This window comes from Trabulsiella odontotermitis (assembly GCF_001297775.1).
GTDB classification, from domain to species: Bacteria; Pseudomonadota; Gammaproteobacteria; order Enterobacterales; family Enterobacteriaceae; genus Trabulsiella; species Trabulsiella odontotermitis.
In genome coordinates this window covers 44,616-63,295 of the sequence record NZ_LIFX01000001.1, presented here as the reverse complement: position 1 = coordinate 63,295, position 18,680 = coordinate 44,616, and the positions used below count along the sequence as shown (strand labels likewise).

The following is an 18,680-nucleotide window of genomic DNA, read 5'->3' as shown; positions in this document are numbered from 1 at the left end:
TGCCGCTAAAAGGTGCACGACGCTGGAGATTAGCTGACCGGGGAGGTCATTTTGTCATCAACACAATAATAATGAGAATGATTTTTATCTTCAATCGATAAAATGTAACAGAATGGGCTAAAGGGGAATAATTAACGCTAAGTTTGATGTCGCTCAATCTTTGCTGTGATTGCGGATTGTTTAAATATGAGTGCAGATGTTAACGAAGTGAAAAAATATAAATGCGAGAAAGTGAGGCTAAGAATATATTTCAGTTTTTTGGTTTTGTTTAAATAATTAGCCCCCTTATTATCGAGGGGGCTTAATTATCTTTTCTTTATTTCTTTTTGCCCATCGCCGCCGCCAGCGCATCCATCATGGCGCTGTTACCGGCAGGTTGAGCATCACGGCCACGCGGTTTTGCCGGGCGCGCCGCCGGGCGGTTGCCCTGATCGCGTTGATTACCGCCGCTGCCACGACGCGCGTTGCTGTCGCCCGGCTGCTCATCAAGACGCATAGTCAGCGCGATACGCTTACGCGCCAGGTCGACTTCCAGCACTTTGACCTTCACGATATCGCCCGCTTTGACGACGGTGTGCGGATCTTCCACAAACTTGTCGGAAAGCGAAGAGATATGCACCAGACCATCCTGGTGAACGCCGATATCGACAAACGCGCCAAAGTTGGTGACGTTAGTGACCGCGCCTTCCAGCACCATGCCAGGCAGCAGGTCGTTCATGGTTTCCACGCCGTCGGCAAACTTCGCGGTTTTGAACTCCGGACGCGGATCGCGACCTGGCTTTTCCAGCTCTTTAATGATGTCGGTGACAGTAGGCAGACCAAAACGATCGTCGGTGAAATCCACTGCCTTGATATTACGCAGCGCATTGCTGTCGCCCATCAGATCTTTCAGCGCCTGTTGGGTGGCGGCAAGAATGCGTTCCACCACCGGATAGGCTTCCGGGTGAACAGTTGACGCATCCAGCGGATTATCGCCGTGGTTGATGCGCAGGAAGCCCGCGCATTGCTCAAACGCTTTCGGCCCCAGACGGCTGACTTTCAGCAGTTGCTGACGGTTCTGGAACTGGCCGTTTTCGTCACGCCAGGCGACGATGTTCTGCGCCATCATGCGGGTTAAACCTGCCACGCGGGTGAGCAGCGGCACGGACGCGGTGTTGAGATCAACCCCGACGGCGTTCACGCAGTCTTCGACCACCGCATCCAGTTTGCGCGCCAGTTGCGACTGGCTGACGTCGTGCTGGTACTGACCGACGCCGATGGATTTCGGATCGATTTTCACCAGTTCGGCCAGCGGATCCTGCAAACGGCGGGCGATTGAGACCGCGCCACGCAGTGACACGTCGAGATCCGGGAACTCCAGCGCCGCCAGTTCGGACGCCGAATAGACCGACGCGCCTGCTTCGCTGACGATCACTTTCTGCCCTTTCACTTTCGGGAACTGTTGCTGAACGTCGAGGTAAAAACGTTCTGTTTCGCGGGAGGCGGTACCGTTGCCGATCGCTACCAGCTCAACATTGTATTTTTCGCACAGCGCCGCAATCACCACTGCCGCTTTCGCTGCCTGACCGGTGTGCGGGTAAATGGTGTCGGTGGCGACCAGTTTGCCGGTGCCATCGACTACGGCAACTTTCACGCCGGTACGCAGGCCGGGATCAAGGCCCATGGTGGCGCGCAGCCCGGCAGGCGCGGCCATCAGCAGGTCATGCAGGTTGCGGGCGAAAACGTTGATCGCTTCGTCTTCCGCATGCTCGCGAACCGTCCCCATCAGCTCAGTTTCCAGATGCATCAGCACTTTGATGCGCCACGTCCAGCTCACCACGCCTTTGCGCCAGCTGTCTGCCGGGGCGTTGTTCAGGCGCAGATCCAGATGATTGATGATGATTTGTTCGCAATAGCTCTCTTTCGGCGGCTCGTCGAACTGCGGGTCTGCATTGAGGGAGAGTTGCAGGACGCCTTCGTTGCGCCCGCGGAACATCGCCAGCGCGCGGTGCGATGGCACGGTTGAAATGGGTTCGTGATGATCAAAGTAGTCGCGGAATTTCGCGCCTTCCTCTTCTTTCCCGCTCACCACGGTTGATACCAGATGCGCGTTTTTCCACAAGTAGTCACGCACTTTCGCCAGCAGCGCGGCGTCTTCGGCAAAACGTTCCATCAGGATATAGCGCGCGCCATCCAGCGCCGCTTTGGTGTCGGCAACGCCATTGTCGGCATTGAGGTATTTTGCCGCTTCGGTTTCAGGATCGTGCGATGGCTCGTTCCACAGCAGATCAGCCAGCGGCTCAAGGCCTGCTTCGATGGCAATCTGCCCGCGGGTGCGGCGCTTTGGTTTGTACGGCAGGTAGAGATCTTCAAGCTCGGTTTTGCTGAGCGTGCCGTTGATGGCGCCCGCCAGTTCCGGCGTCAGTTTCCCCTGCTCATCAATCGATTTAAGAATGGCCTGGCGCCGGTCTTCCAGTTCACGCAGGTAGCCAAGACGGGTCTCCAGCTGGCGCAGTTGCGTGTCATCCAGACCGCCGGTGACTTCCTTACGATAACGTGCAATAAACGGCACGGTGTTCCCTTCATCAAGCAGGCGAACGGCAGCTTCTACCTGTTCGGCTCTGGCCTGAAGTTCACCCGCAATAATGCGGCAGAGCGAATCATTCATCATGGCTTTGTCATCTGTAGCAATAAAAAATCAGGGGATAGTTATACGGACTGACACGGCAAAATGCCAGTCGTGGGGGGCGGTCTCGGACTATTTTACGTACTCGATCTCATTCACATACCAGCTGGCTTCTCCGGCGGGCGTATTGACCACCGCCAGATCGCCCACCTCTTTTTTCAGCAGGGCGCGCGCCATCGGGGAATCGATGGAGATATAGTCCTTTTGTCCAAATATTTCATCGTAGCCCACGATGCGGAAACGCTTGAGATCACCATCGTCATTTTCGATTTCCACCCAGGCGCCAAAGAAGACTTTGCCTTCCTGCTGCGGGGAATAGTCGACGATTTTCAGGTTTTCCAGACACTTAGTCAGATAGCGCACCCGGCGGTCAATTTCACGCAGGCGTTTTTTGTTGTACTGATAATCCGCGTTTTCACTGCGATCGCCGAGGCTGGCGGCCCAGGTCACTTTTTTGGTGACTTCAGGGCGTTCTTCACGCCAGAGGTAATCCAGCTCTTTCTTCAGTTTTTCGTACCCTTCGCGGGTAATCAGGGGCGTTTTCATGGTCTTGCCTTACAAACGTTCATTCTGATGGGGCGCACTTAACGTATCACAAAGCATAACTGACAGTATTAATAATGATTTATGTGATGGAATGTGCAGTTAAGCTACTGTTAAATATGCTTTGTAACAATTTCGACTAGAATTTATACCAGAATTAACTGGTCGTAGACGTGCACTTTTTTAGAATACAGGCTTTAAGACTATCGAACCTTTGGGAGTAAGAACGATGCAAGAGAATTATAAGATTCTTGTAGTGGATGACGACATGCGCCTGCGCGCACTGCTTGAGCGTTATCTGACCGAGCAAGGCTTCCAGGTTCGTAGCGTCGCCAACGCCGAACAGATGGATCGTTTGCTGACGCGTGAGTCCTTTCACCTGATGGTACTGGATTTAATGCTGCCTGGAGAAGATGGCCTTTCCATTTGTCGTCGTCTTCGCAGCCAGAGCAACCCGATGCCGATCATCATGGTGACGGCGAAAGGGGAAGAAGTGGACCGCATCGTCGGGCTGGAAATCGGCGCTGACGATTACATTCCAAAACCGTTTAACCCGCGTGAACTGCTGGCGCGCATCCGCGCGGTGCTGCGTCGCCAGGCCAACGAACTGCCGGGCGCGCCGTCACAGGAAGAGGCGGTGATCGCCTTTGGGAAATTTAAGCTCAACCTCGGCACCCGCGAAATGTTCCGTGAAGATGAGCCGATGCCGCTGACCAGTGGTGAATTTGCGGTACTGAAAGCGCTGGTGAGCCACCCGCGCGAGCCGCTCTCCCGCGATAAGCTGATGAACCTGGCGCGCGGCCGTGAATACTCGGCGATGGAACGCTCCATTGACGTGCAAATCTCCCGCCTGCGTCGCATGGTGGAAGAAGATCCGGCACACCCACGTTACATTCAGACCGTCTGGGGTCTGGGCTACGTCTTCGTGCCGGACGGTTCTAAAGCATGAGGCGAATGCGCTTCTCGCCGCGAAGTTCCTTTGCCCGCACGCTGTTGCTGATCGTCACGCTGCTGTTCGTCAGCCTCGTGACGACCTATCTTGTGGTGCTGAACTTTGCCATTCTGCCGAGCCTTCAGCAGTTTAATAAGGTCCTGGCGTACGAAGTTCGTATGCTGATGACCGATAAACTGCAACTGGAGGACGGCACGCAGCTCGTGGTGCCGCCTGCTTTCCGGCGGGAGATCTATCGCGAGCTGGGCATCTCCCTTTATTCCGATGAAGCGGCAGAAGACGCAGGTTTGCGCTGGGCGCAACACTATGAGTTTTTAAGCCAGCAGATGGCGCAGCAACTGGGCGGCCCGACGGAAGTGCGCGTCGAGGTCAACAAGAGCTCGCCGGTGGTGTGGCTGAAAACCTGGCTCTCGCCCAATATCTGGGTGCGCGTACCGCTCACCGAAATCCATCAGGGTGATTTCTCGCCACTGTTCCGCTACACGCTGGCGATTATGCTACTGGCGATAGGTGGCGCCTGGTTGTTTATCCGAATACAGAACCGACCCCTGGTTGATCTCGAACATGCGGCGTTGCAGGTGGGCAGGGGAATTATTCCGCCGCCGCTACGCGAGTATGGCGCTTCCGAGGTGCGCTCCGTGACCCGTGCTTTCAACCACATGGCGGCAGGGGTGAAACAACTGGCGGACGACCGTACGCTGTTGATGGCCGGGGTCAGCCACGACTTACGTACCCCGCTGACGCGCATTCGTCTGGCGACAGAAATGATGGGCGAGCAGGATGGTTACCTCGCGGAATCTATCAACAAAGATATCGAAGAGTGCAACGCGATCATCGAGCAGTTTATCGACTACCTGCGTACCGGTCAGGAGATGCCGATGGAACTGGCGGATCTCAACGCGGTACTCGGTGAAGTCGTGGCGGCTGAAAGCGGTTATGAGCGCGAAATCGAGACCGAAATGCAGGCCGGTGAGATCCCGATACGCATGCATCCGCTCTCCATCAAACGCGCGGTTGCCAACATGGTGGTCAACGCCGCACGCTACGGCAACGGCTGGATCAAAGTCAGCAGCGGGAGTGAGCTGAATCGTGCATGGTTCCAGGTGGAAGATGACGGCCCGGGCATTAAGCCCGAGCAGCGCAAGCACCTGTTCCAGCCGTTTGTCCGTGGCGACAGCGCGCGAAGCACCAGCGGTACCGGTCTCGGCCTGGCCATCGTCCAGCGTATCATCGACAACCACAACGGGATGCTGGAAATCGGCTCCAGCGCGCGGGGAGGCTTGTTGATTCGCGCCTGGCTGCCGGTTCCGGTGACCAGAGCGCTCGGCTCAACGAAAGAGAGTTAAAAAAAGCCGGGTGGCGAAAACGCGAACCCGGCTTTTTATTAGCGTGACCTGACTTACAGTTTCGGCCCGGCACTGACCAGTGCTTCGCCTGCTGGTGTATCAGTATATTTCTCGAAGTTTTCGATAAACAGCGTCGCCAGCGTGTCTGCTTTTTCCTGCCACTGCTCCGGAGAACCGTAGGTGTTGCGCGGATCGAGGATATGGGTATCCACGCCCGGCAGCTCGGTTGGGATCTGCAGGTCAAACATCGGCAGCGTAAAGGTTTCCGCGTCGTCGAGAGAACCGTCCAGAATCGCATCGATAATCGCGCGCGTATCTTTAATGGAGATACGTTTGCCAGTACCGTTCCAGCCCGTGTTCACCAGATAGGCTTTCGCACCGGATGCCTTCATGCGTTTCACCAGCACTTCTGCGTACTGCGTCGGGTGCAGCGACAGGAACGCGGCGCCGAAGCAGGCAGAGAAGGTTGGCGTCGGCTCAGTCACACCACGCTCGGTACCCGCCAGTTTCGCGGTAAAGCCGGAGAGGAAGTGGTACTGGGTCTGGTCGTCGGTCAGACGAGAGACCGGCGGCAGCACGCCGAACGCATCAGCCGTCAGGAAGATCACTTTAGTGGCGTGACCGGCCTTAGACACTGGCTTGACGATGTTCTCAATGTGGTAAATCGGGTACGAGACTCGGGTGTTCTCGGTTTTGGATGCGTCGTCAAAATCGATAGCGCCATCCGCGAGAACGGTGACGTTTTCCAGCAGCGCATCACGACGGATGGCGTGGAAAATATCAGGCTCGGCCTCTTCGGAAAGGCGAATGGTTTTCGCGTAGCAACCGCCCTCAAAGTTGAAGACCCCGTCATCATCCCAGCCGTGTTCGTCATCGCCAATCAGACGGCGTTTCGGATCGGTGGACAGTGTGGTTTTGCCGGTGCCGGACAGGCCGAAGAAGACAGCAACATCGCCTTTTTCGCCCACGTTGGCCGAGCAGTGCATGGACGCAATGCCTTTCAGCGGCAGCAGGTAGTTCATAATAGAGAACATGCCTTTCTTCATTTCGCCGCCGTACCAGGTTCCCCCGATGAGCTGAATGCGCTCGGTCAGGTTGAAGGCAACGAAGTTTTCGGAGTTGAGGCCCTGCTCTTTCCACTGCGGGTTGGTGCATTTCGCACCGTTCATGACGATAAAGTCAGGCTCGAACGTCGCCAGATCGTCATCGGTGGGGCGGATGAACATGTTCTTCACGAAGTGAGCCTGCCAGGCCACTTCAGTGATAAAGCGAACAGAAAGACGGGTGTCTTCATTCGCACCACAATAAGCATCAACCACAAACAAACGCTTACCGGAAAGCTGATGAGTGACCAGACCTTTCAGGTGCTTCCACGTTTCAGGTGAGAGCGGTTTGTTGTCGTTTTTTCCTTTGCCTTTATCGGACCACCAGACGGTATCGCGGGTGGTTTCATCACGAACAATATACTTATCTTTCGGCGAACGGCCGGTAAAAATACCCGTGTCGACGGCGATAGCACCAAGATTCGTTAACACTCCACGCTCGTAACCTTCCAGGTTGGGATTGAGCTCTTCCTGATACAACGTATCGTAGTCGGGATTGTAAACGATATCATGAACGTCGTTGATTCCATAAGCCTTGAGATCCTGCGGGGTTAAACCTTTCACACGCATTTCACTGCTCCTTAGCCAATATTACTGCCAATGATTGTAGGGATGTAGAGGGTTTTTGACCGCGACCAGGCTCATAGATTTGCGCATCCGGCCCCCAGACTTTCTCTGGTTTTTTCTGACGAAAAACCCTGTAACTCCTTTCACAAGGGTTACGCATTATGGCAGGAATCGCTATTTAGTTGGGGGAAATGTTCTTAATTGGTTAAAAAACGGTGCAATTATCTGGATTAATGTGAAGGTAATCGCATTCATGAAAGAAACTAACGAAAGACTTTCAGTGAAAATCGATTCACTTCTCGGCAGCGGAATGCCTTAGCAATAAGGAATATTTATAAAAAAACGAGAATCTCCTTCTCTCAGGCGGTAAGAGAAGGAGAGCATGCTGGGGTTTCGGCGATCAATGTATCTGCGGATCTGCCGGAGCGGAGTTATTCCGAATTTCTGCGATGTCCATGGCGTTAAAGACGTAGTGGTTACCGCAGTAATCACAGTGCATGTCGATCTCGCCTTCGTCTGCCAGGATGCTGTTGATTTCTTCATCCGGTAACGTTTTCAGCGCGCCAGCACAACGTTCGCGTGAGCAGGTACATTTGAATTCCACGCCCTGCGGATCGTAGACCGTCACTTCTTCTTCATGGTACAGGCGCCACAGCACGTCGTTAGCGGGCAGTGAGAAGAGCTCTTCGGCTTTGATGGTGTCGGTCAGCGCCACCAGATGCTCGAAATCTGCCGTCTGTGCGTTCTGCGCTGGCATCACCTGCAGCAACATACCGCCCGCCGCCGGTTTACCGTCATGTTCGCCGGTACGGATGATCAGACGTGTTGGCAACTGTTCAGAGCGCAGGAAGTAATCTTCCAGGCATTCCGCCAGCGTCTCGCCTTCCAGACCGACAACGCCCTGATAGCGCTCGCCCTCGTCCGGAGAGATGGTGATCACCAGATAACCATTGCCCACCAGCGTTTTCAGCGACGCATCTTCCGGGACGTCGCCCTGCACACGGGCCACGCCGCGCAGCTGCTGATTGTTGTCGCCATTAATCACCGCCAGCGTCATCGGGCCATCGCCCTGCAACTGAACGGTGATATCACCGGCAAACTTCAGTGTGGCAGTCAGCAGACTGGTGGCGACCAGCAACTCTGACAGTACGTTTTTCACCGGCTGCGGGTAATTGTGGTTGGCGAGGATCTGATCCAGCGTTTCAGAGACTGTCACCAGTTCACCGCGTACGGCATAATTTTCAAACAGATAGCGGTGTAGTTGATCGTGTTGCGTCATAATTTTCTCTCTTACGGGTGACAATTATTCATTCTCACCATGCTTAAATCTCATCAGGTCGCGGCGTTCTTTTTTGTCCGGCCGCCTGTCGGGATGCGGCATCGTCAGCGCGTTCAGTTTCCGCGCCAGCGCCGTTTTCTCGCGCTTTTCGATGCTTTCAGGTGTTTCTTCATACAACAGCACCGCTTCGCTGGCAGGGCGTCGTTGCTCAGTAATGCCCTTAATCACCACGGTGCGCTCGTCGTTGCCCTGGCGTAGCGTCAGTACGGCATTGAGCTCTACCACTTTGCTAGGCTTACTTCGCTGGCCGTTGTAGTGCACTTTGCCGCCATCCACCATCTCTCTGGCCAGCGCGCGTGTTTTGTAAAAGCGGGCCGCCCAGAGCCACTTGTCGAGCCTGACAGCCTCGGTGGGTTTCTCTTTCATGGTCACTCCCTTACAGTGAGTGAGGGGATCAGCCGACGATAATCATTTAACCCCGGATGGCGCAGATACTGCTTTTCCGCCAGCCCGGAATCGGGGTTCGTCACGCCCAGGCAATAACGAATGCCAAACCGGGCTGCTGCATCCAGAATGGGTTCACTGTCGTCGATAAACAGCGTTTTTTGCGCCGCAAGCCCCGTCTCTTCTGCCACCGCCTGCCACAACCGCTGATCCTCTTTCGGATAACCAAATGTGTGGGTGGAAAGCAATAAATCAAGGTGCGAGGCGAGACCGGTATGTTCCAGCTTCACAGCCAGATTATGTGGATGCGCATTGGTCAGCAAAATGCGGCGCTTACCGCTGGATTTCAACGCATCAAGAAATGGCACCGTGTCATCGCGCAGTACCGCTTGCGGCCCCTGCGCGGTGGTCATCGCACAAATGTCCAGACCGAGGCGGTCGCTCCAGTAATCCAGACAGTACCAGTTTAGCGTATGCTGAACGGCGTGATACTCTTTGCGGATCACCGTCTGGGCTTCCTCTGCGCTGATGCCATGCAGGGCGCCATAGGTTTCCGGCACCAGTTTTTGCCAGAAATGATTGTCAAACGCGAGGTCGAGCAGGGTGCCGTCCATATCTAACAGTACGGTATCGACCTCCTGCCAGGCGATGTCAAAATGCATGGTGAAACTCCAGCGAGACGCAATGCGCGACAGGGTATCACAACCTGTCGCGCCCTGGTGTTAGTCGTGTGCTTCCTGAGAGGGGAGGAGAACCGGATTGTGGCAGCTCTCGTAATATTTATGGATCTCTTCCAGGCGCGTGCGGTGACGCTGATAACGACGGATAGCCTGAATACCGCTGTAGAGCGTGCAGGCCAGCATCGCCAGCATCAACAGCGTGGTGCCGATATAACGCCACAGTCCGGCGCTGTCGGGGATGCGGTGTAAGTTCACGTGGCGGGTGCCGTTGGCGTCGGTGTAGAGCGTGGTGACGATCCCTTCGGCCTTGAACGGCGTGTGCATTAACATTTGTGCCAGACGCTGGAATTCGCCCCACTGCTCGTGGGCAGGATAATCATACAGTGCAACGGGCGGATAGGGCTGAGAGACCAGATCGCTGCCTTCATCGCTGCTGATGAGGAACCCGCCAGGCGCCGGGCTGTTCAGTGCCTGCGCCGCGCGTGCGGTTTCGCGCATCACAAACGGCGCGGTAGACGAACTGACCAGGCTATCCAGCGATTCAGCCTGCACCGGGCGCAGGAGTACGTTTACGCCATCGAGTTTGCCGGAACTGGCGCGACGATTCAGCGCCTCCCAGTCTTTGGTATTGCCGAGGTTCACCAGCGCCGTTTTGAGGCGCACGCACTCGTCGCCACCGGAACAGAGATCCTGCGTTTTCAGCACGATATCCGCGAAGTCATCCAGCAGCACCATCCCTGATTTTTGAATGGCGGAACGCAATGCCGGGCTGACGCGCGAGCTGTCGTCCGGCGACGGATGCAACTGACGGCTCACTGCCTGCACCAGCGCGGTGGCTTTGGTGACGATTTCAGATTCCGGCAGTGGCAGCGGCGGTGCGTCGTTCCAGATGATCTGCGAGCAATCAAACGGCATAAACGGCGAGTTTTCCTGCGCGGTCCAGCTGCCCGGCGAATGAATATTACACATCCCGGTGCCGCGGATCCGCAACGTATCGCCGACGCGCAGGCCAGAATCTTCCAGTTGATTCACCGTGGTGGCTTCAATCGTCTGTGCGCCTTTCAGCCACGACAGCGTGAATTTAAACGGCATATTGAGCGGAACGCTGACCCACAACATCACCACCACTAACAGCGCGCCGCCCGCAATAACGGCGCTGCGCAGCCAGTGCTGTAACGGAAAGTTGCGCACTTCGTCGTGCAGCGACAGGAATCGCCCCTGACGTGCAACGTTGCGATCAAGGTAAATATCGATGTCGGTTTGCTGCCCGAGATCGTTCGCAATCCACGGCTGCCAGTGGCGGGGATAGATCAGATCAATAATGCCCAGCGAGATGTTGTTGAGCTGTTCCTGGTTGTTTTCGCCGAACAGCCCCCAGCGTTTCGGTGTGCCGCGCAGGCAGTGGATTTCACGCAGCGTGGTTTTCGCCGGTGGCGCAAAAAGCCCCCACAGCCCTGCCAGCAGCAGCAGGATAGCGCCGCCGAGCAGCCATGGAACGAACACGTCTGGCGCCAGCAGGCAAAAATAGGCAAGCAGAAACGCGCCGACAATCAGCACCGCTTCACGCAACCCGTCCGGGCGGCTGAGGGCATGCTCTTCGCGGGTTTCCTGGCGAATATTCAGCAGTTCAATCTGCTCGCTCTCTTCACCGCGAATCGAGGCCTGCGTTGATGAGGTTCTCTCCAGCGCATATTTGTGGGCTTCGTGGCGGTAATCGCTGAGCGTATGGCCGTTGAGCGAAATGACCAGCGGCAGCGAGTCGGTATAAATCAGTTCAACGCTGTTTTCGTCATTGATGTACTGCTCCCAGAACGGGGGCAGGTGGACTTCAACCGCGTCGAGAAAATAACGCCATTTGTTGGGATCGTCAGTGGTGATGCCGTAGCGGGTGATGGACTGGGTGACGGAATAGACTGTGCCGCTCTGCGCGTTAAGCGTCATCGCCACCGGGGCGACGCTGGCGCCGGATGCCGGAACCTGCTGAACGCGGCTTAACCCGTCGAGATAATTTTCAACCGCTGTGCGTTCTTCTTCGGTCAGCTTACGCGAGGCCGCGCCGGTAAAGGCATGCAACCACGGCAGGCGACGGCGTTGTGGTCGATGCAGGAAAAACCATCCCGCCGCCAGAACGCAGGCCAGTAATATGACAAAGAAGATCAAAAAGGTGCCCATGCGTTTCCTATCTTACTTTTTCTTACAGGTTTCGTTGGTTGCATAGTTACAGTTAACGTGAGCCCGTAGGTAGCTATCGGCACGTATCGCGTGATCTTGAAAGGTTAATTGCACTTAATCGCAACTTGCGAGCTTACCAGAGCAATTCCCTGGGCAATATCAGCAAATTCTCAATTCGATTTCAACCTCTTGACTTTTGTGTGTTATTAAGGACTGATAAGATAGGTTGCATAAATGTAAATAAACGGCAATTTGGATTGCCGAAACCGTGCAGCCTGTCGCACAATGATGCCTGTCATCACTGCAAAGACCCATCACAATGAGCAAATCATTACAGAAGCCCACTATCCTCAATGTCGAAACCGTCGCACGCTCGCGTCTTTTTAACGTCGAAAGTGTGGATCTGGAATTCAGCAATGGTGTGCGCCGCGTTTATGAACGCATGCGTCCGTCGAGCCGGGAAGCGGTAATGATTGTGCCGATTGTTGATGATCACCTGATCCTGATCCGCGAATATGCTGTCGGTACCGAATCCTACGAACTGGGGTTTTCGAAAGGGCTGATCGACCCGGGCGAAACGGTTTTCGAAGCGGCGAATCGTGAGCTGAAAGAAGAGGTGGGTTTTGGTGCGCAGGATCTGACGTTTCTGAAGAAACTGAGTATGGCGCCGTCCTATTTCTCCAGCAAAATGAATATCGTGGTGGCGGAAAATCTCTACCCGGAATCGTTGCCAGGTGATGAACCCGAGCCGTTGCCGCAGGTACGCTGGCCGCTGGCAAATTTGATGGAGTTGCTGGAAGAATCCGATTTCAACGAGGCCCGTAACGTCAGCGCGCTGTTCCTCGTCCGGGAATGGCTGAAAGCGCAGGGGCGGTTGTAGCAGAGCAAGAAAAAAGGCGCCAGCGGCGCCTTTTTTGATCAGAACAGTTCGTGGGTTTCACCGTTATCGATAATGGTGGTTCCCACCTCACGCACCGCCTGATGCGTCGGCTGCGTTCCCTCGATAAAGTATTCCGCACGGCTGTTGCCGCCACTGGACAGTTGCCCGGTGTAACGGTCAATGTTGATCGTCACCACGCCAGGCGGTGGCGTCAGTGGTTGTTCCTGCACCCCATCCAGCACGACTTTCATGAAATCGTCCCAGGCCGGTTGCGCGCTCTTGGCGCCGCCTTCGTAACCGGAAATCTGATCTTTGATCGCCCCGGACGCGGTGGTACGACCCAGATCGCGGCGGTGATCGTCAAAGCCAATCCACACCGACGTTACGACATCCGGGCCGTAACCGGAGAACCACGCGTCTTTAGAACTGTTGGTAGTACCGGTTTTGCCGCCGATATCGTGGCGTTGCAGATCGCGACCTGCGCGCCAGCCAGTACCCTGCCAGCCGGGTTCGCCAAAAATGTTGGTATTCAGCGCGCTTTTAATCAGGAACGCGAGCGGCGTGCTGATCACATGCGGCGCGTATTCCTGACCGCCGCTCTGTGCTACCAGCGCCTGGTTTGCCTGCTCAAGCTGCGGCATTGGCACTGTTGAGTTTTGTGGCGTCTGCGAGGTGGCGACATCTTCAACGTCTTTGTTTTCCAGCACGTCAGATTTCGCGGTATCGCCGTAAATCACCGGCAGATTACACTCGGCGCAGGCGATTTTCGGTTTCGCCTCAAAAATCACGCCGCCCTGATCGTTTTCGATTTTGGCGATGAAATACGGGTCCACCAGGAACCCGCCGTTCGCCATCACTGAATAGCCGCGCGCCACCTGTAATGGTGTGAACGATGCAGAACCCAGCGCCAGCGATTCGGTATGCACGATGTTTTGCGCCGGGAAGCCGAAGCGCTGCAGATATTCAGCAGCATAATCAACGCCCATGGCGCGCATCGCGCGAACCATCACCACGTTTTTCGACTGCCCCAGCCCCTGACGCAGACGAATCGGACCGGCATATTCGGCAGGCGAGTTTTTCGGTCGCCAGTCGGAGCCTGCACCGGCATCCCAGCGGGAAATCGGTACGTCGTTAAGGATGCTCGCGAGCGTCAGCCCTTTATCCATCGCCGCGGTATACAGGAACGGCTTGATGTTTGAGCCGACCTGACGCAGCGCCTGAGTTGCGCGGTTAAACTTGCTCTGGTTGAAATCAAAGCCGCCCACCAGCGCAATGATCGCGCCGTTTTGCGGATTAATGGAGACCAGCGCGGAGTTGACGTCCGGCACCTGTGCCAGCCACCAGTTCTCGTCTACGCGACGAACCCAGATCTGCTGCCCCGTCTGCACGGCGTCTGTCACTTTACGCGGCGTGGTGCCCTGCAGGGTATCCGAGCGGTACGGACGCGCCCAGCGGATGCCTTCCATGCGTAATGAAATCGAGGTGCCGTCAGCCATCATCGCTGTGGCTTCCTGCGGATTCGCCGCCGTCACCACCGCAGGAACGAGTGGTCCGTAGGTCGGCAGACTTTTGAGCGAATCAGTAATGCGTTTGCTGTCCCACGCGGCTTCGCCCACTTTCCACAATACATTCGACGGGCCGCGATAGCCGTGGCGCATGTCGTAATCCATCACGTTCTTGCGCAGTGCATCCTGCGCAGCAAGCTGCGTCTTGCGGGTGATGGTGGTGTAAATGCGATAACCGTCTTCATACGCCAGTTCACCATAACGGCTGACCATCTCCTGGCGCACCATTTCCGTCAGATACGGTGCAGAGAAGGCGATTTCCGGCGTGTGATAGCTGGCATCGATAGGCTCGCGGAGAGCCTGATCGTACTGCGGCTGGGTGATGTAGCCTTCGCTCAGCATACGCGACAGCACCACATTGCGGCGGGCCGTGGCGCGTTCCATGGAGTAGAGCGGGTTAAAGGTCGATGGCGCTTTTGGCAAACCGGCAATCATCGCCATTTCGCTGAGGTTCAGTTGCGCCACGGATTTGCCGAAATAGACCTGCGCTGCGGCGCCAACGCCATACGCGCGATAACCGAGATAGATCTTATTCAGGTAGAGTTCGAGGATCTCATCTTTATTCAGCAGTTGCTCAATGCGGATGGCCAGGAACACTTCCTTAATTTTACGCATCAGCGTTTTTTCAGGGCTCAAGAAGAAGTTACGCGCCAACTGCTGCGTGATGGTACTCGCCCCCTGTGAGGCGTGCCCCGAGAATAACGCGACACTGGCGGCACGGAAGATCCCCACCGGATCGACGCCGTGATGCTCATAGAAGCGGCTGTCTTCCGTGGCGATAAACGCTTTTACCAGTTGCGGGGGCATTTCACTCAGCGTGACCGGAATACGTCGCTTCTCGCCATACTGGGCAATCAGTTCACCGTCAGCGCTGTAAACCTGCATTGGAATTTGCAGGCGCACGTCTTTGAGCGTCGCAACATCAGGGAGTTGCGGCTCTATATACTTGTAGAGGCCGTAGATCGAGCCTGCTCCCAGCAGAATGCAACAGACTGCAAGGATCAATAAATACTTTACGAACTTCACCGGAGAATTCCCATTAAGTTTCACTTGGGCAGTTTATAAGCAAACGCGCGGTAGTATAAAGGCAAGCCTGATGCATTGATAGCCGTTAAGGTGACGGCGGATAAGGAGATCGCAAATATGGCATTCAGGTGCTGGCAGGTGGGTTTGCATATTCAGCACGAGCGAATCGTGATTGTGGCAGTACAGCGAGAGCGTGTGGGCTGGGCGCTGCGCCGCTGGTGGTCGATTCCGTTACCCGACAGCGCGGCGGAACGGGGCATCATTATCCGGTCTGACGACATGGTTAACGCACTCCGATCCTGGCGGCGCGAATTGCCGCTTCAGCATCAGGTGGCGCTAGCGTTTCCCGCCAGCAGGACACTGCAAAAAACTATCCCGCGCCCGGCAATGACCCTCCGTGAACGGGATTCCACCCAGTGGGTGGCAAGCAATATGGCGAAGCGGATGGAAATGGACGCTGCGGCGCTCTGTTTTGATTACGCGCCTGATGAATCGCCCCGCGAATATCGGGTGACGGTGGCGCAGCAGCGGGAAGTCGTCGCGCTGCAACAGGTGGCGCAGAAACTCAATCTGCGGGCCGTCGCGATCACGCCGGATGCCAGCACGCTGCACTATTTTCTTCCTTTCCTGCCTGAACCGGAGCAGGGCGTGGCCTGGCGTGACGCCGATGCCTGGCTGTGGGCGACGCGTAATCGTTGGGGCGCGACGGGGTTTACGCAGGCGGCAACGCTCAACGAGCTTCACTCGCATGTACAACAGCCGCTGACGCTCTGCTCCGCGCAACCAGCAACGCAACCGCATCTTGATCCGTGGAGCCTCATCGTTAAACGCCAGCCGCCGTTGCCACCCGATAGCGACGCGTTCGCTGTTGCCATCGCGCTGGCGCTGGGAGTGCACGCATGGTGATGCATCAGGTGAATTTTCTCCCCTGGCGCGAACGCCGACAGCAGCGCTGTTTGCGTTTCTGGACGCTGATTTTTCTCAGCACCCTTTTCGTCATCACGCTTGTCTGGCTGCTGACCCGAGTGACGCTGGAGAACTCGCAGCGCATTGCTGATCTATGTTCAACGGCGAACCGCGAGCTGGAGCAGGCGCTGGCGCAGCGTGAAAAACCACTCCGGCTGGCGCTACAGCAGGCGGAAGCCCGTCAGCAGTGGCAGGCACGGCGCGCCATGACGCAGGCGTGGCAGCCACGGTTACAGACGATCGCGACGCGTTTTCCTGAGCAGGCATGGCTGACGGAACTGTCCTGGCAACACAACGCGTTGACGCTGAACGGCTACGCCTCTGCCTTTCCGGCACTCGCCGCGCTGAATGATGCGTTGCGGGAACTGCCAGGCCTGAAACCAGCGAAGGCCGGGAAAACTGAGCGGGATGCGCAGGGGCGCTGGCAGTTTACCCTGCGGCTGGAGGGTGCTGATGCGGCAACTCCCTGAACGCTGGTGTGGCCTCACGCCATTCACCCGCTTCGGCTGCTGGCTGGGTGCGGTACTTTTATTATCGGCCGCTGGCGGTTATTGCCTGCCGTGGTCAGGGGCGGCGTTGAGTACCGCTTCTCCGCTCCGCCAGTGGCAAACGCTGCGGGCGCTGCAAATGCAGGCGGCGCAATATCAGCAGACCCTGCCCGACGCGGTGCCCTTTTCACCACTGGATTTTCAGCGCGAGGGTACGCATCTGGCGCGCTGGCAGCCTGCGGAAACGGGCGGGGAAATGGTGCTGGAAACGCAGTGGCAGCAGATCCCGTCAGTTTTCCTGCGTCTTGCTGAGCGCAATATGCAGGCCGCCGCGTTCAGCATTCGCCCAGCGGATGGCAGATTGCGGCTGACGTTACAGCTGGAGGTGATTGATGGCGAGTAAAGCAGTCACCGTGCTGCTGATTGTTCTGCTGCCTGCCCTGACGGGAATGCGCGACCCGTTCGCGCCACCGGTCGACCGCTGTCACACGGCGGAACTGACGCAGTGGCATTACAGGGGAAGCGTCGGCCATCAACAGCGACGCATTGGCCTGATAAAAGACGGCGGCGGGAAATGGCATCGGGTGGAGCCGGGCGAACGGTTCGCCACCGGCTGGCGTCTGGTGGCGCTTACCGAATCCGACATGACCGTCGACATGGGCGAAGGGTGTGACCCTGCGCGCTGGACCTGGATCAAGGAAGGAGAAAAAAATGAAAGTATGGATAAGCCTGTGGATCTGTCTGCTGGCGCCGCTGGCGCTGGCCGAAAAGAACGTCTCGCTGGTGGTTGATGAGGTTCCCGTCGCGCAGGTTCTGCAAAGCCTTGCGGCGCTGGAGCAACGCAACCTGGTGGTGGGGCCCGAGGTGAGTGGTGTGATTTCACTGCATCTGACAAACATCCCCTGGAAACAGGCACTGTACACAGTGGTGAACAGCGCCGGTCTGGTGCTGTCGCAGGAGGGGCGCGTTCTCTCGGTGCATTCGCAGTCATGGCAGAAAGAAAAGCTGGCGCAGCGGGAAGCGGAAAATGCCAGGCAGCAACTCGCCACGCCACTGGTAGGGCAGAGCATTCCGCTGGAATACGCCGATGCGGCAGAACTGGCGAAAGCGGGGGAAAAACTGCTCTCTGCGCGCGGGAATCTGACGGTAGACAAACGCATGAACCGGTTGGTTGTCCGCGACGACAAAAACCATACTCAGGCGCTGGCAGCGTGGGCGAAAGAGATGGATCTGCCGGTGGGGCAGGTTGAGCTGGCGGCGCATATTGTCACTATCAATGAAAAGAGTCTGCGGGAACTGGGCGTGAAGTGGAGTCTGGCAGAAGCGGAAGGTGCTGTGGGCAATGGAAAGCTCACAACGCTTGGCAGCGATTTGTCCGTCGCAGAAGCGCCCACCCGTGTGGGATTCAATATCGGCCATATTAACGGGCGGTTGCTTGAGCTGGAACTTTCGGCGCTGGAGCAAAAGCAGAAGGTGGATATCATCGCCAGCCCGCGTTTACTGGCTTCACACCTGCAGCCCGCCAGCATTAAACAAGGCAGCGAGATCCCCTATCAGGTGTCCAGCGGCGAGAGCGGCGCCACCTCGGTGGAGTTCAAAGAGGCGGTGCTCGGCATGGAAGTGACGCCGACAGTGTTGCAGAACAACCGTGTGCGACTAAAGTTACGCATTAGCGAAAATATGCCGGGTCAGGTACTTCAGCAGGCGGATGGCGAAGTGCTGGCGATTGATAAGCAAGAAATTGAAACGCAGGTGGAAGTTAAAAGTGGCGAAACGCTGGCATTGGGTGGAATATTTTCGCAAAAGAACAAATCTGCCCGCGACAGCGTCCCGTTACTTGGCGACATTCCATGGCTCGGGCAACTCTTTCGTCACGACGGGAAAGATAATGAACGACGTGAGCTGGTGGTGTTTATCACCCCGCGTATTGTTTCTGTTCACTAAGCAGTAAGCCAGACGGCTTTTTTACGCTGAACACGTTTCAGGTGTTTGACGTACGGATGG

16 protein-coding genes are annotated in these 18,680 nt (G+C 56.4%); 8 read left to right on the top strand and 8 right to left on the bottom strand.

What is annotated here, in order from left to right; translation table 11 throughout:
• Positions 1–316: 316 nt before the first annotated feature.
• Positions 317–2,650, bottom strand: a complete 2,334-nt coding sequence (locus AOY23_RS00315) for a Tex family protein (protein WP_054177880.1) — start codon at positions 2,648–2,650, stop codon at positions 317–319.
• A gap of 87 nt (positions 2,651–2,737) precedes the next feature.
• Positions 2,738–3,211 carry a transcription elongation factor GreB gene (gene greB, locus AOY23_RS00310; protein WP_054177879.1) on the bottom strand — a complete coding sequence of 158 codons (474 nt, stop codon included), beginning with the start codon at positions 3,209–3,211 and terminating at the stop codon, positions 2,738–2,740.
• A 226-nt stretch (positions 3,212–3,437) separates the two neighbouring features.
• On the opposite strand from greB, the gene ompR reads away from it, so the two are divergent.
• The gene (gene ompR / locus AOY23_RS00305) at positions 3,438–4,157 is read left to right on the top strand and encodes an osmolarity response regulator transcription factor OmpR (protein ID WP_001157751.1); all 720 of its coding nucleotides are present in this window, start codon (positions 3,438–3,440) and stop codon (positions 4,155–4,157) included.
• On the top strand, positions 4,154–5,506 hold the full coding sequence (gene envZ, locus AOY23_RS00300; RefSeq protein ID WP_054177878.1) for a two-component system sensor histidine kinase EnvZ: 1,353 nt from the start codon (positions 4,154–4,156) through the stop codon (positions 5,504–5,506). Before ompR ends, envZ begins: the two co-directional genes overlap by 4 nt.
• A gap of 53 nt (positions 5,507–5,559) precedes the next feature.
• Here the strand turns inward: envZ and pckA are convergent, their stop codons facing one another.
• From pckA to AOY23_RS00275, 5 genes are all read right to left on the bottom strand, one after another.
• Entirely contained in the window at positions 5,560–7,179 is a 1,620-nt protein-coding gene (gene pckA, locus AOY23_RS00295; protein WP_054177877.1) for a phosphoenolpyruvate carboxykinase (ATP), read from the bottom strand.
• Positions 7,180–7,576: 397 nt separating this feature from the next.
• Positions 7,577–8,455 carry an Hsp33 family molecular chaperone HslO gene (hslO, locus tag AOY23_RS00290; protein WP_054177876.1) on the bottom strand — a complete coding sequence of 293 codons (879 nt, stop codon included), beginning with the start codon at positions 8,453–8,455 and terminating at the stop codon, positions 7,577–7,579.
• Between the two features lie 24 nt (positions 8,456–8,479).
• Entirely contained in the window at positions 8,480–8,881 is a 402-nt protein-coding gene (gene hslR, locus AOY23_RS00285) for a ribosome-associated heat shock protein Hsp15 (RefSeq protein ID WP_054177875.1), read from the bottom strand.
• 2 nt (positions 8,882–8,883) lie between these two features.
• Positions 8,884–9,561 carry a GMP/IMP nucleotidase gene (gene yrfG / locus AOY23_RS00280; RefSeq protein ID WP_054177874.1) on the bottom strand — a complete coding sequence of 226 codons (678 nt, stop codon included), beginning with the start codon at positions 9,559–9,561 and terminating at the stop codon, positions 8,884–8,886.
• A gap of 60 nt (positions 9,562–9,621) precedes the next feature.
• Complete coding sequence (locus tag AOY23_RS00275; protein WP_054177873.1) at positions 9,622–11,751, bottom strand: intracellular growth attenuator family protein; 2,130 nt, start codon at positions 11,749–11,751, stop codon at positions 9,622–9,624.
• A 319-nt stretch (positions 11,752–12,070) separates the two neighbouring features.
• Between AOY23_RS00275 and nudE the strand changes: the two genes are divergently transcribed.
• Positions 12,071–12,631 carry an ADP compounds hydrolase NudE gene (nudE, locus tag AOY23_RS00270; protein ID WP_054177872.1) on the top strand — a complete coding sequence of 187 codons (561 nt, stop codon included), beginning with the start codon at positions 12,071–12,073 and terminating at the stop codon, positions 12,629–12,631.
• Positions 12,632–12,669: 38 nt separating this feature from the next.
• Here the strand turns inward: nudE and mrcA are convergent, their stop codons facing one another.
• Complete coding sequence (gene mrcA / locus AOY23_RS00265; protein ID WP_054177871.1) at positions 12,670–15,222, bottom strand: peptidoglycan glycosyltransferase/peptidoglycan DD-transpeptidase MrcA; 2,553 nt, start codon at positions 15,220–15,222, stop codon at positions 12,670–12,672.
• Between the two features lie 117 nt (positions 15,223–15,339).
• Between mrcA and AOY23_RS00260 the strand changes: the two genes are divergently transcribed.
• From AOY23_RS00260 to hofQ, 5 genes are read left to right on the top strand one after another with little or no spacing between them, the layout of a single operon-like run.
• Complete coding sequence (locus AOY23_RS00260; RefSeq protein WP_054177870.1) at positions 15,340–16,128, top strand: type IV pilus biogenesis protein PilM; 789 nt, start codon at positions 15,340–15,342, stop codon at positions 16,126–16,128.
• On the top strand, positions 16,122–16,658 hold the full coding sequence (locus AOY23_RS00255) for a PilN domain-containing protein (protein ID WP_054177869.1): 537 nt from the start codon (positions 16,122–16,124) through the stop codon (positions 16,656–16,658). Before AOY23_RS00260 ends, AOY23_RS00255 begins: the two co-directional genes overlap by 7 nt.
• Complete coding sequence (locus AOY23_RS00250; protein WP_054177868.1) at positions 16,642–17,079, top strand: HofO family protein; 438 nt, start codon at positions 16,642–16,644, stop codon at positions 17,077–17,079. Before AOY23_RS00255 ends, AOY23_RS00250 begins: the two co-directional genes overlap by 17 nt.
• Positions 17,069–17,467 carry a HofP DNA utilization family protein gene (locus AOY23_RS00245; protein WP_054177867.1) on the top strand — a complete coding sequence of 133 codons (399 nt, stop codon included), beginning with the start codon at positions 17,069–17,071 and terminating at the stop codon, positions 17,465–17,467. Before AOY23_RS00250 ends, AOY23_RS00245 begins: the two co-directional genes overlap by 11 nt.
• The gene (gene hofQ / locus AOY23_RS00240; protein WP_054177866.1) at positions 17,388–18,620 is read left to right on the top strand and encodes a DNA uptake porin HofQ; all 1,233 of its coding nucleotides are present in this window, start codon (positions 17,388–17,390) and stop codon (positions 18,618–18,620) included. Before AOY23_RS00245 ends, hofQ begins: the two co-directional genes overlap by 80 nt.
• Positions 18,621–18,680: the final 60 nt, after the last annotated feature.

Bases quoted from the DNA above. Each gene is read 5' to 3' on its own strand.
- AOY23_RS00315 (WP_054177880.1), bottom strand. From the start codon at position 2,650: ATGATGAATGATTCGCTCTGCCGCATTATTGCGGGTGAACTTCAGGCC.
- greB (WP_054177879.1), bottom strand. From the start codon at position 3,211: ATGAAAACGCCCCTGATTACCCGCGAAGGGTACGAAAAACTGAAGAAA.
- ompR (WP_001157751.1), top strand. From the start codon at position 3,438: ATGCAAGAGAATTATAAGATTCTTGTAGTGGATGACGACATGCGCCTG.
- envZ (WP_054177878.1), top strand. From the start codon at position 4,154: ATGAGGCGAATGCGCTTCTCGCCGCGAAGTTCCTTTGCCCGCACGCTG.
- pckA (WP_054177877.1), bottom strand. From the start codon at position 7,179: ATGCGTGTGAAAGGTTTAACCCCGCAGGATCTCAAGGCTTATGGAATC.
- hslO (WP_054177876.1), bottom strand. From the start codon at position 8,455: ATGACGCAACACGATCAACTACACCGCTATCTGTTTGAAAATTATGCC.
- hslR (WP_054177875.1), bottom strand. From the start codon at position 8,881: ATGAAAGAGAAACCCACCGAGGCTGTCAGGCTCGACAAGTGGCTCTGG.
- yrfG (WP_054177874.1), bottom strand. From the start codon at position 9,561: ATGCATTTTGACATCGCCTGGCAGGAGGTCGATACCGTACTGTTAGAT.
- AOY23_RS00275 (WP_054177873.1), bottom strand. From the start codon at position 11,751: ATGGGCACCTTTTTGATCTTCTTTGTCATATTACTGGCCTGCGTTCTG.
- nudE (WP_054177872.1), top strand. From the start codon at position 12,071: ATGAGCAAATCATTACAGAAGCCCACTATCCTCAATGTCGAAACCGTC.
- AOY23_RS00260 (WP_054177870.1), top strand. From the start codon at position 15,340: ATGGCATTCAGGTGCTGGCAGGTGGGTTTGCATATTCAGCACGAGCGA.
- AOY23_RS00255 (WP_054177869.1), top strand. From the start codon at position 16,122: ATGGTGATGCATCAGGTGAATTTTCTCCCCTGGCGCGAACGCCGACAG.
- AOY23_RS00250 (WP_054177868.1), top strand. From the start codon at position 16,642: ATGCGGCAACTCCCTGAACGCTGGTGTGGCCTCACGCCATTCACCCGC.
- AOY23_RS00245 (WP_054177867.1), top strand. From the start codon at position 17,069: ATGGCGAGTAAAGCAGTCACCGTGCTGCTGATTGTTCTGCTGCCTGCC.
- hofQ (WP_054177866.1), top strand. From the start codon at position 17,388: ATGAAAGTATGGATAAGCCTGTGGATCTGTCTGCTGGCGCCGCTGGCG.